Raw genomic sequence first — 11,638 nt, 5'->3', positions numbered from 1 at the left:
GGCTTATACAGTTGCTTTAATCCTACTCTATCTTCCATTTAAGATGGCGCGCTTGGTTGACGAAAGTCGTTAAAATTAGTAAAATAGATTGGAAACTTTTTACGGAGGAAAAGATGGACTCGAATGAAAAAGAGCTAAGCCTCACCCCAATTCCTGGGAAGAGTGGGAAGGCCTACATGGGGACCTACCCAGATGGTGGGCGCGTTTTTGTAAAAATGAATACGACCCCAATCCTTGCGGGTCTAGCAAAAGAACAGATTGCTCCTCAATTGTTATGGAGTCGACGCTTGCCAGATGGAAATGTGATGAGTGCCCAGGAATGGTTGAACGGGGAAATTCTCACGCCTAATGGGATGTCGAAAAAACAAGTCGTCAATATTTTAACGAGATTGCACCGTTCTAGACCTTTGATGACCCAATTGAAAAAACTAGGCTATCCTGTGGAATCTCCATTAGAATTGCTCAATTCTTGGAGCAACCGGTTGCCAATTGCCCTACGTCAGAACCACTATATCCAATCAGTCGTAAAGAATTTACGTAAGACAGTGCCTGCCTTTCGGGAGGATTATGCGACGATTGTCCACGGAGATGTCCGTCATAGTAACTGGATTGAGACAGAGAGCGGCTTGATTTATCTAGTCGATTGGGACTCTGTTCGTTTGACAGACAGGATGTTGGATGTGGCGCATATCTTGAGTCACTATATCCCAGATTCTAATTGGCGCGATTGGTTAGGCTATTATGGCTACAAGTACAATCAAAAAGTATTTGATAAACTCTATTGGTTTGGTCAATACTCTTTCTTGTGCCAAATTGCTAAATACTATGAAAATAATGATTTAGAAAATGTCAATCGCGAGATCTATGCTCTGCGCAATTTCCGGTTGAAATATGGAAAGGAAATATGAGAGTTAGAAATCGCAAGGGAGCGACTGAATTATTAGAAGCGAATCCGCAATATGTGGTCCTAAATCCAGAAGATGCCAAGGGAAAGTGGCATGAAATTTTTGGGAATGACCATCCTATTCATATCGAAGTGGGCAGCGGGAAAGGGGCCTTTATTACTGGGATGGCCAAGGCCAATCCAGAGATCAACTACATCGGAATTGATATTCAAAAATCGGTCTTGAGTTATGCTTTAGATAAGGTCTTAGAAGCTGATGTTCCTAACATTAAATTGCTTTGGGTAGACGGAGATAGCTTGACCAACTATTTTGAAGATGGGGAAATTGATCAACTCTATCTGAATTTTTCAGATCCTTGGCCTAAGAAACGTCATGAGAAGCGTCGCTTGACTTACAAGACCTTCTTGGATACCTTCAAGCAAATTCTTCCAGAACATGGGGAGATTCACTTTAAAACAGATAATCGAGGTCTGTTTGAATACAGTTTGGTGAGCTTTTCACAGTATGGTATGACTTTGAAGGGAGTCTGGCTAGACCTTCATGCTAGTGATTTTGAGGGGAATGTCATGACGGAATATGAGAAAAAGTTCTCAAGTAAAGGACAGGTCATTTACCGTGTAGAAGCACAGTTTTAGCATATTCCTTGCAATCATTGGGGAATCGTGTTATAATACCTTAAATGAATAGAAAAGGAGAGGCGGGGAAATATCTTCGCCTCTTATCTATGAGGAGGTGGCAACCATCGCAACGATTGTTGACTTAGTAACAGAAGTGATTCAGCCTGCCATCAAAGAACCATTTGAATTGGTCGATGTTGAATATGGCAAAATGGGTGGTGACTACGTCTTAAGCATTTTCGTAGACAAACCAGAAGGGATCACACTGAATGATACAGCGGATTTGACAGAAATCATTAGCCCGCTATTGGATCAAATCAAACCAGATCCATTTCCAGAACAGTACTTTTTAGAAGTTACCAGTCCTGGCTTGGAGAGACCTTTGAAAACCAAGGAAGCACTCGAGGGAGCTGTTGGCAAGTATGTCAATATCAGCTTGTATAAGGCTGTTGAAAAGCAAAAGGTCTTTGAGGGGAACTTGGTAGGTTTTGAAGAAGATGTTTTGACCATTGAGTATATGGATAAAACACGAAAGAAAACTGTAGAAATTCCTTATAACCTTGTGTCCAAAGCAAGGTTGGCTGTAAAATTGTAACAGAATGAAAGAAAGGATGCCTTTATAGTAGAGGCAAGAAAAACATGAGTAAAGAAATGCTAGAAGCCTTCCGCATTTTGGAAGAAGACAAAGGGATCAAAAAAGAAGATATCATCGAAGCCGTCACAGAATCATTGCGTTCAGCTTATCGCCGTCGTTATGGACAATCAGAAAGTGCAGCGATTGAATTCAATGAAAAAACTGGAGATTTCCGTGTTTATACGGTTCGTGAAGTGGTGGATGAAGTCTTTGATAGCCGTTTAGAAATCAGCTTGAAGGATGCCTTGGCCATTAGTTCTGCTTATGAGTTGGGGGATAAGATCAAGTTTGAAGAAGCACCAGCTGAATTTGGTCGTGTAGCAGCTCAATCTGCTAAACAAACGATCATGGAAAAAATGCGTAAGCAAACGCGCACCATCACCTATAACACTTATAAAGAACATGAAAATGAAATCATGAGTGGAACGGTGGAGCGCTTTGACAATCGATTTATCTATGTCAATCTTGGTTCGATCGAAGCACAATTGTCTAAGCAAGACCAAATTCCAGGAGAAGTGTTCCAATCTCATGATCGAATTGAAGTCTTTGTCTACAAGGTAGAAGATAATCCACGTGGTGTCAATGTCTTTGTTAGCCGAAGCCATCCTGAAATGATCAAACGTTTGATGGAACAAGAAATTCCTGAAGTCTATGATGGAACTGTTGAGATTATGAGTGTAGCGCGTGAAGCTGGAGATCGTACAAAAGTTGCGGTTCGTAGCCATAATCCAAACGTAGATGCGATTGGGACTATCGTTGGTCGTGGTGGATCGAATATTAAAAAGATTACCAGCAAGTTCCACCCAGCTCGATACGATCAAAAATTAGACCGTATGGTTCCGACAGAAGAAAATATCGATGTCATCGAGTGGGTTCCAGATCCAGCTGAATTTATCTACAATGCGATCGCTCCTGCAGAAGTGGACCAAGTTATTTTTGATGATGAAGATAGCAAACATGCTCTCGTTGTGGTTCCAGACAACAAATTATCTCTTGCCATTGGTCGTCGTGGTCAAAACGTTCGTTTGGCAGCTCATTTGACTGGTTACCGCATCGATATCAAATCTGCTAGTGAGTTCGAAGAAATGGAAGCAGCTCAAGAAACTTTTGAAGACCAAGTAGAAAGTGGCGAAGAGCAAGTCGATTAAGAGAGGGAGGGAACATGGTAAAAACAAGAAAAATCCCTTTAAGAAAATCTGTCGTTTCAAATGAAATTATTGATAAGCGCGATTTGCTCCGCATTGTCAAAAATAAAGAAGGACAAGTCTTTATCGATCCAACTGGCAAAGCCAATGGTCGAGGTGCTTATATCAAGCTAGACAATGAAGAAGCGGCACTTGCTAAGAAAAAGAAAGTTTTCAATCGTAGCTTTAATATGGAAGTGGAAGAAGCTTTCTATGATGAATTGATCGCTTATGTAGATCATAAGGTGAAGAGAAGAGAGTTAGGCCTTGAATAAACAAAAGATAAGTAATTTGTTGGGCTTGGCGCAAAGAGCAGGAAAACTCATTTCTGGAGAAGAACTCGTGATCAAAGCAATCCAGGAAGAAAAAGCAAAATTAGTTTTTCTGGCAAATGATGCAGCTAGTAACCTGACAAAAAAGGTGACAGATAAGGGTCACTATTATGAGGTTCAAGTATCTACCGTGTTTTCAACACTAGAATTAAGCACTGCAATTGGACGTGCTCGTAAGGTCGTCGCTGTTGTAGATGCTGGATTTTCAAAGAAAATGAGGTCTCTTATGGAATAGAAGAGGAGGACAGCAATTGTCTAAGAAAAGATTATACGAAATTGCCAAAGAATTGGGCAAGGAAAGTAAGGAAGTCGTCACTCGTGCGAAAGAATTAGGTTTTGACGTCAAGAGTCATGCATCTAGTGTCGATACTGATGTTGCTGAAAAGTTGATCAAGAGCTTTGCAGCGAAAAAAGAAACAGTCGAAAAGAAAGTAGCAGAAGTGGCTGCCAAGGCAACGGCTGTCGCAGAGAAAAAAGAAGCAGCGCCCGTCAAAAAAGAAGGAGCAACTGAGACAAAATCAGTAACGCCAGCTGCTAAACCAAAGAGTCGTAACTTTAAAGCGGAACGAGAAGCGCGTGCAAAAGAACAGGCTGAACGTAGGAAACAACAAGACAATCGTCCAAAACGTGATCGCAAAGACAATCAGCGTCATGGTGACAACCGAAATCAACGACCACAAGAGCGAAATGAACAACGAAATCAAGGTTCTGAGCGTCGCAATAACCGACCAGATCAAAGACGTAGTGCACAACCCCAAGTAGCACCAAAAGTTGATTTCAAAGCGCGTGCAGCAGCACTGAAAGCTGAACAAAATGCTGAGTACGCACGTGGAAGTGAAGATCGCTACAAACAACAAGCTGCAAAAGCAGAACAAGAACGTCAACAGCGCCGGAAACGGGTAGAAGCACCAGAAGTGAAAGCACCTGTACAGGAGCCAGCTGTTGAGAACCATACAAAACCAGCTGTTGCTGCTGCTCCAGCTCAAGTCGATACACGTCGGAAGAAACAAGCGCGACCAGATAAGAAACGCGATGATTTTGATCGTGAAGAAGATGGTCCAAGAAAACAACAAAGGAATCGAAATAGTCAAAATCAAGTGAGAAATCAGAGAAATAGTAACTGGAATAACAATAAGAAAAATAAAAAAGGAAAGAACAACCGTAATGATGCTCCAAAACCAGTAACAGAGCGTAAATTCCATGAATTACCAAGTGAATTTGAGTATACGGATGGAATGACGGTTGCAGAAATCGCAAAACGCATCAAGCGTGAACCGGCTGAAATCGTCAAGAAACTCTTTATGATGGGAGTCATGGCGACTCAAAACCAATCGCTGGATGGAGATACGATTGAACTCTTGATGGTGGATTATGGAATTGAAGCCAAGAAAAAGGTTGAAGTAGACAATGCCGATATCGAACGCTTCTTCGTTGAAGATGGTTATTTGAATCCAGATGAGTTGGTAGAGCGTCCACCAGTTGTCACCATCATGGGACACGTTGACCACGGGAAGACTACCCTTTTGGATACCCTTCGTAATTCCCGTGTAGCAACAGGTGAAGCGGGAGGAATCACCCAGCACATCGGTGCCTACCAAATCGTGGAAAATGGTAAGAAGATTACCTTCTTGGATACACCTGGACACGCGGCCTTTACTTCTATGCGGGCGCGTGGTGCATCTGTTACCGATATTACCATCTTGGTTGTAGCAGCAGATGATGGGGTGATGCCACAGACCATCGAAGCCATCAACCACTCAAAAGCTGCCAATGTCCCAATCATTGTGGCTATTAACAAGATTGATAAACCAGGTGCCAACCCAGAGCGTGTCATCGGTGAATTGGCAGAGCATGGGGTTATGTCAACTGCTTGGGGTGGCGATTCTGAGTTTGTAGAAATCTCAGCTAAGTTCAACCAAAATATCGACGAACTCTTGGAAACGGTCCTTCTTGTGGCTGAAATCCAAGAACTCAAGGCAGATCCAACTGTTCGTGCCATCGGTACTGTTATCGAAGCGCGCTTGGATAAAGGAAAAGGTGCGGTGGCAACCCTCCTTGTTCAACAAGGTACCTTGAATGTTCAAGACCCAATCGTTGTCGGAAATACCTTTGGACGTGTCCGTGCCATGACCAATGACCTTGGACGTCGTGTGAAGGTGGCAGGACCATCTACTCCGGTTTCTATCACTGGTTTGAACGAAGCGCCAATGGCGGGTGACCACTTCGCGGTTTATGAAGATGAAAAATCAGCGCGTGCAGCGGGTGAAGAACGTGCCAAACGTGCTCTGATGAAACAACGTCAAGCAACCAACCGCGTCAGCCTTGAAAATCTCTTTGATACCTTGAAGGCTGGGGAAGTGAAATCTGTTAATGTCATCATTAAAGCCGATGTACAAGGTTCGGTTGAAGCCCTTGCTGCCTCCCTTCAAAAGATTGAAGTGGAAGGTGTGAAAGTGACCATCGTTCACTCAGCAGTTGGTGCGATCAACGAATCAGACGTGACCCTTGCAGAAGCTTCAAATGCCTTCATCATCGGATTTAACGTCCGCCCTACGCCACAAGCACGTCAACAAGCTGAAGCTGATGAGGTAGAAATCCGTCTTCACTCAATTATCTACAAAGTGATTGAAGAAATGGAAGATGCTATGAAGGGAATGTTGGATCCTGAGTTCGAAGAGAAAGTCATCGGGGAAGCAGTGATTCGTGAAACCTTTAAAGTCTCTAAAGTGGGTACCATTGGTGGATTTATGGTCCTTAGTGGTAAGGTTACACGTGATTCCAAAGTCCGTGTCATTCGTGACGGTGTCGTGATCTATGACGGTGCTCTTGCAAGCTTGAAACACTTCAAAGATGATGTCAAAGAGATCACAAATGGTCGTGAAGGTGGATTGATGATTGAAGGTTACAATGATATCAAGACTGATGATACCATCGAAGCCTACATCATGGAAGAAATTAAAAAATAAGCAAGCTGACTAGGAAAAAAGAGGGTTCTCCTCTGATTTCCTAGTTTTTAAACACAAAGCAGAAAGGAGTTCCTATGGCAAGTCATTTTCGGACAGATCGAGTAGGGATGGAAATCAAGCGTGAAGTCAACGAGATTTTACAAAAGAAAGTCCGTGACCCGCGTGTTCAAGGTGTCACCATTACGGATGTTCAAATGCTAGGTGATTTGTCTATGGCCAAAGTGTATTATTCAATTATGAGTGATTTGGCTTCAGACAATCAAAAGGCTCAGACAGGCCTTGAAAAAGCAACAGGAACCATCAAGCGTGAATTAGGTCGGAATTTGAAACTGTACAAGATTCCGGATCTTACTTTTGTCAAAGACGAGTCTATCGAATACGGAAATAAGATCGATGAGATGTTGCGCAATTTGAACAAAGACTAGAGAGGTTGGAAATTTTCCACGCCCAGATTAAAAGATAAAGTCTTCTTAGAAACTTTCCTTAGGTGAGTACGGACGTCAGCGAACTTCTTCGAAGTTCCATGACTAATTATTGAGCCTAAGGTCTCAATAATTCCGAGTACCTGAAACTATTAAGTTTCAGGTACTTTTCTCACGACGAAAAGTTTCAGTAGATGATTGAATCACTCTAACGAGTAACATTTCTTTTTATAGAATTTATTAGATTTATAAAAAAGAATAGTTTGTCTACAGTCTCGGGTTGGAAATTTCCAACTTTTTTTGACTCTTAAAATGAGGAAAATAAAACAGAAAGAAAAAAACGGTTTCAAAAAATAATAGAAATTTACAGAAATCTCTTGTGTGATTGGAAATTATCCTTTACAATAGGAGAGGAGTTTTATTTCTGATCTCAAATTTGGAGGAATGAACATGTCGATTAACTGGCAGGAAATTGTATTTAACTTTTTGGGAGGCCTGGGGCTCTTTCTCTATAGTATTAAAACCATGGGAGAAGGCTTGCAACAGGCTGCAGGAGATCGACTTCGATACTATATTGATAAATATACGAGTAATCCCTTTCTAGGGGTTCTAGTAGGGATTGGGATGACTGCCTTGATTCAGTCGAGTTCAGGGGTTACAGTGATTACGGTCGGTCTGGTGAGTGCAGGACTTCTAACCCTCCGTCAAGCTATTGGTATTGTTATGGGGGCCAATATTGGAACGACTATTACCTCCTTTATCATTGGTTTTAAATTAGGAGACTACGCTCTTCCCATGCTCTTTATCGGAGCGGTTTGTCTCTTCTTTACCAAAAATCGTTTGGTTAATAATGTTGGACGAATCGTTTTTGGTGTCGGTGGTATCTTCTTTGCCCTCAACTTGATGAGTGGGGCTATGGAACCTCTTAAAGATTTGCAAGTCTTTCGTGACTATATGGTGCAGTTAAGTAAAAGTCCTATCTTGGGTGTCTTTGTTGGATCAGGCTTAACACTTTTGATTCAGGCCTCTTCTGCAACCATTGGTATCTTGCAAAATCTCTATGCTAGTCATTTGATTGACCTGAAAGGAGCCCTCCCAGTTCTCTTTGGTGATAATATCGGAACGACCATTACAGCTATCATTGCTTCCTTGGGAGCTAATATTGCGGCCAAACGTGTGGCAGGTGCCCATGTAGCCTTTAATGTTATCGGAACCATTATCTGTCTTGTCTTCCTTGTTCCGTTTACCTCTTTGATTCAATGGTTTGAAACGACTCTTCATTTATCCCCAGAAATGACCATAGCCTTTGCTCACGGAACCTTTAATATAACCAATACCATCATCCAGTTCCCATTCATTGGAGCTTTGGCATACTTTGTGACCAAGCTGATTCCTGGTGAGGATGAGGTTGTCAAATATGAACCGCTCTACTTGGATGAAAACTTGATCACCCAAGCGCCTTCGATTGCTCTTGGAAATGCGAAAAAAGAGTTGCTTCATTTAGGTGGATATGCAGATAAAGCCTTTAGCCTCTCTTATGATTATATTGTTCATCAAAATGAGAAAACAGCTGAAAAGGGTCATAAGACAGAAGAAGCCATCAATACCATCGATGATGATTTGACTCGCTACCTGATTCGTTTGTCAAGTGAAGCCTTGAGTCCGAGAGAAAGTGAAGTTCTCACCAATATCTTGGATTCTTCACGGGATTTGGAGCGGATTGGAGATCACGCGGAAGCCTTGATCAATCTGACCGATTATTTAATTCGTAAGAAAGTGGTCTTTTCAGAAGCGGCCTTGGCTGAATTGGAAGATATTTACAACCAAACCCATCAATTTGTAGAGGATGCTTTGAAAGCTATCGAGCACAATGATGTGAGTCTTGCAAACCAATTGGTAGCACGTCACGAGGCAATTGAAAAATTGGAGAAAAGACTTCGGAAAACTCATATTCGTCGTTTGAACCAAGGTGAATGTACGCCACAAGCCGGAGTGAACTTTATTGATATCATTTCTCACTATACACGTGTTGCAGACCATGCCATGAATCTAGCTGAAAAAGTACAAATCGAGCAAATTTAAGGAACGTCAAACAGAGTAAGTAGGAAGCTTACTCTGTTTTTTGTTGGATTCTATTCAAAAATAGGTCTAGACCATTTACAAATGGAAGTGAAAGCGTTATAATATGTATGAATATAAATGGAACACAGTTCCTACAATGGAAAGGACGATTTTATGTCTACATATATTAAAGCAGATCAATTTTATTACCCACATGGGGTTCGCCGCGGAGGCTATTTGGAGCTTGTTGATGGCAAGTTTGGAAAACATGTGGAAAGCTTGCCAGAAGGTGCGGATGTGCTGGATTATTCTGGTTACAGCATTGCGCCTGGCCTCGTAGATACCCATATTCACGGATTTGGTGGGGTAGATGTGATGGATAACAATATCGAAGGCACTCTCCATACCATGAGTGAAGGTCTCTTGAGTACAGGGGTTACGAGTTTTTTGCCTACGACCTTGACTTCCTCTTACGAACAACTTTTGGCAGTAACGGAAAATATCGGTGCACGATACAAAGAAGCAACAGGAGCCAAGATTCGCGGGATTTATTTTGAAGGACCTTATTTTACAGAAAAATACAAGGGAGCTCAAAACCCATCTTATATGAAGGATCCAAGTATGGAAGAATTCCGGGCTTGGCAAAAAGCTGCCAATGGTCTGTTGAATAAGATTGCCCTTGCTCCCGAGCGTGAAGGGGTAGAAGACTTTGTTCGGACCATTACAGGAGAAGGGGTGACTGTCGCTCTGGGACACTCCAATGCTACTTTTGAAGAAGCTAAAAAAGCGGTTGATGCAGGTGCGAGTGTCTGGGTGCATGCCTACAATGGTATGCGTGGTTTGACGCACCGTGAACTCGGTATGGTTGGTGCCATGTATGAGTTGCCTCATACTACAGCAGAGTTGATTTGTGATGGCCATCACGTTGATCCTCTAGCGTGTGATATCCTGATGAAACAAAAAGGGAAAGAAAATGTTGCCTTGATTACGGACTGTATGACAGCCGGGGGCTTAGAAGATGGGGACTACATGCTTGGGGAATTCCCAGTTGTGGTCGCTGAAGGGACTGCTCGCTTGAAATCAACTGGTAATCTAGCTGGCTCAATCTTGAAATTGAAAGATGGATTAAAAAATGTTGTAGAGTGGGGGATTGCTAACCCTCACGAAGCAGTGATGATGGCCAGCCTCAATCCGGCAAAATCAGTTCATATTGATGATGTTTGTGGTCAAATCCGTGAAGGATATGATGCGGACTTCATCGTGCTTGATCAAAATTTGGATCTGGTTGCGACCTATCTCGATGGGGTCAAACGTTACCAGGCGACGAATTAGATTCAAGAATCGAAGATAGAATACTTCCTCTCTAGGTCATACCTAGAGAGGTTTTTGTTTACCAATGGTAGTGCAATTTTGTGAATGCTGTCTTTTCATGCTATAATGGGAATTGAAATGTGAGGTAGCTTATGAAGGCAATTGATATACGTTTTTTATTGATGGGAATTTTTTTCTTGCTCTATGGGATTGTAAGAAAAAATATCTTTATTGTGATCGTTGGTGGGTCATTTTTACTCTATAGTTTTTATAGCAAGAAGATGGAGCCAACCAAGAAAAATATTTTTAAGCCAGAGCTCAAGCTTCGAGGGCCTAAGAAACCGAAATCGAAGAAAGGAAAGAAAAAATGAATCATTATCGTTTAAATAATGGGGTGGAGATTCCTGTATTGGGATTTGGGACGTGGAAAGCAGCGGATGGAGAAGAAGCCTATCAAGCTGTCTTAGCTGCTTTAAAAGCAGGTTACCGCCATATCGATACAGCTGCGATTTATCAGAATGAAGAGAGTGTGGGTCGGGCCATTAAAGACAGTGGTCTTGCGCGCGAAGACCTGTTTATTACCACCAAACTTTGGAATACTCATCACACCTATGAAGACGCTCAAGCTGCTTTGGAAGAGTCTCTTGAGAAACTAGGCTTGGACTATGTAGATCTTTATTTGATTCATTGGCCAAATCCAAAACCTCTTCGAGAAAATGATGCTTGGAAACAACGAAATGCTGAGGTTTGGCGGGCAATGGAAGATATGCTAGCTGCTGGCAAGGTTCGAGCTATTGGTATTAGCAATTTTCTGCCTCATCATTTGGAAGCCCTCCTTGAAACAGCTCGGGTCATTCCGTCTGTGAACCAAATTCGTCTAGCACCTGGGGTTTACCAAAGCGAAGCCATTGCAGCGAGTCGTAAGCATGGCATTTTACTAGAGGCTTGGGGACCTTTTGGCCAAGGAGAATTGTTCCAAAATGAACAAGTAAAAGAAATGGCTACTAAATATGGAAAGACGGTCGCTCAACTAGCCTTGGCTTGGAGTTTGCAAGAAGGTTTCCTTCCACTGCCAAAATCGGTTACACCTGAGCGGATTGCGAGTAATTTAAATTGCTTTGATTTTGAATTGACGGCAGATGATATGGAACTCCTTCGCCATCTTCCGGTTGAAGCAGGTGCACCAGATCCAGACACCAAGGATTT

The 11,638-nt window shown here is 42.3% G+C and carries 11 protein-coding genes and 2 pseudogenes; all 13 read left to right on the top strand.

The window, feature by feature from the left end; genetic code table 11:
• Positions 1-113 precede the first annotated feature (113 nt).
• Complete coding sequence (ccrZ, locus tag ADH92_RS08315) at positions 114-908, top strand: cell cycle regulator CcrZ (RefSeq protein ID WP_003003852.1); 795 nt, start codon at positions 114-116, stop codon at positions 906-908.
• The gene (trmB, locus tag ADH92_RS08310) at positions 905-1,540 is read left to right on the top strand and encodes a tRNA (guanosine(46)-N7)-methyltransferase TrmB (RefSeq protein ID WP_024056398.1); all 636 of its coding nucleotides are present in this window, start codon (positions 905-907) and stop codon (positions 1,538-1,540) included. The genes ccrZ and trmB overlap by 4 nt, the downstream gene beginning before the upstream one ends.
• Positions 1,541-1,637: 97 nt before the next feature.
• A complete protein-coding gene (gene rimP, locus ADH92_RS08305; RefSeq protein WP_021154518.1) occupies positions 1,638-2,117 on the top strand; it encodes a ribosome maturation factor RimP in 480 nt (159 codons plus the stop codon).
• Positions 2,118-2,161: 44 nt separating this feature from the next.
• Positions 2,162-3,304, top strand: a complete 1,143-nt coding sequence (gene nusA, locus ADH92_RS08300) for a transcription termination factor NusA (RefSeq protein ID WP_003010402.1) — start codon at positions 2,162-2,164, stop codon at positions 3,302-3,304.
• A gap of 14 nt (positions 3,305-3,318) precedes the next feature.
• Positions 3,319-3,615: an RNase P modulator RnpM gene (gene rnpM, locus ADH92_RS08295; protein ID WP_003010401.1), complete on the top strand. Its 297-nt coding sequence runs from the start codon at positions 3,319-3,321 to the stop codon at positions 3,613-3,615.
• Positions 3,608-3,907, top strand: coding sequence for a YlxQ-related RNA-binding protein (locus ADH92_RS08290; protein WP_003010399.1), 300 nt, complete (start codon positions 3,608-3,610; stop codon positions 3,905-3,907). Before rnpM ends, ADH92_RS08290 begins: the two co-directional genes overlap by 8 nt.
• Before the next feature lie 16 nt (positions 3,908-3,923).
• A pseudogene (locus ADH92_RS11550) lies at positions 3,924-4,047 on the top strand (translation initiation factor IF-2 N-terminal domain-containing protein); the annotation flags it as partial.
• A 95-nt stretch (positions 4,048-4,142) separates the two neighbouring features.
• Positions 4,143-6,638 (top strand): annotated as a pseudogene (gene infB, locus ADH92_RS08285) (translation initiation factor IF-2); the annotation flags it as partial.
• Between the two features lie 74 nt (positions 6,639-6,712).
• Complete coding sequence (gene rbfA / locus ADH92_RS08280) at positions 6,713-7,063, top strand: 30S ribosome-binding factor RbfA (RefSeq protein WP_003003976.1); 351 nt, start codon at positions 6,713-6,715, stop codon at positions 7,061-7,063.
• A 447-nt stretch (positions 7,064-7,510) separates the two neighbouring features.
• Positions 7,511-9,142 (top strand): Na/Pi cotransporter family protein, encoded by a 1,632-nt coding sequence (locus tag ADH92_RS08275; RefSeq protein ID WP_049498095.1) that lies wholly within the window; start codon positions 7,511-7,513, stop codon positions 9,140-9,142.
• A gap of 153 nt (positions 9,143-9,295) precedes the next feature.
• Complete coding sequence (nagA, locus tag ADH92_RS08270; protein WP_037608475.1) at positions 9,296-10,453, top strand: N-acetylglucosamine-6-phosphate deacetylase; 1,158 nt, start codon at positions 9,296-9,298, stop codon at positions 10,451-10,453.
• A 131-nt stretch (positions 10,454-10,584) separates the two neighbouring features.
• The gene (locus ADH92_RS08265) at positions 10,585-10,803 is read left to right on the top strand and encodes a hypothetical protein (RefSeq protein ID WP_049498094.1); all 219 of its coding nucleotides are present in this window, start codon (positions 10,585-10,587) and stop codon (positions 10,801-10,803) included.
• Positions 10,800-11,638 (top strand): aldo/keto reductase (locus ADH92_RS08260; protein ID WP_049498093.1); only part of this gene is annotated, 839 nt, incomplete at its 3' end. The genes ADH92_RS08265 and ADH92_RS08260, both read left to right, overlap by 4 nt.

The sequence above is a fragment of the Streptococcus parasanguinis genome (assembly GCF_001073155.1).
Taxonomy (GTDB): domain Bacteria; phylum Bacillota; class Bacilli; order Lactobacillales; family Streptococcaceae; genus Streptococcus; species Streptococcus parasanguinis_D.
Note: the sequence above shows the minus strand (reverse complement) of the source record. Positions and strands in the feature narration are given on the sequence as shown.

Excerpts from the sequence above, each read along its gene's own strand:
- rnpM (WP_003010401.1), top strand. The coding sequence starts at position 3,319 with ATGGTAAAAACAAGAAAAATCCCTTTAAGAAAATCTGTCGTTTCAAAT.
- nusA (WP_003010402.1), top strand. The coding sequence starts at position 2,162 with ATGAGTAAAGAAATGCTAGAAGCCTTCCGCATTTTGGAAGAAGACAAA.
- ADH92_RS08275 (WP_049498095.1), top strand. The coding sequence starts at position 7,511 with ATGTCGATTAACTGGCAGGAAATTGTATTTAACTTTTTGGGAGGCCTG.
- ADH92_RS08265 (WP_049498094.1), top strand. The coding sequence starts at position 10,585 with ATGAAGGCAATTGATATACGTTTTTTATTGATGGGAATTTTTTTCTTG.
- trmB (WP_024056398.1), top strand. The coding sequence starts at position 905 with ATGAGAGTTAGAAATCGCAAGGGAGCGACTGAATTATTAGAAGCGAAT.
- ccrZ (WP_003003852.1), top strand. The coding sequence starts at position 114 with ATGGACTCGAATGAAAAAGAGCTAAGCCTCACCCCAATTCCTGGGAAG.
- rbfA (WP_003003976.1), top strand. The coding sequence starts at position 6,713 with ATGGCAAGTCATTTTCGGACAGATCGAGTAGGGATGGAAATCAAGCGT.
- nagA (WP_037608475.1), top strand. The coding sequence starts at position 9,296 with ATGTCTACATATATTAAAGCAGATCAATTTTATTACCCACATGGGGTT.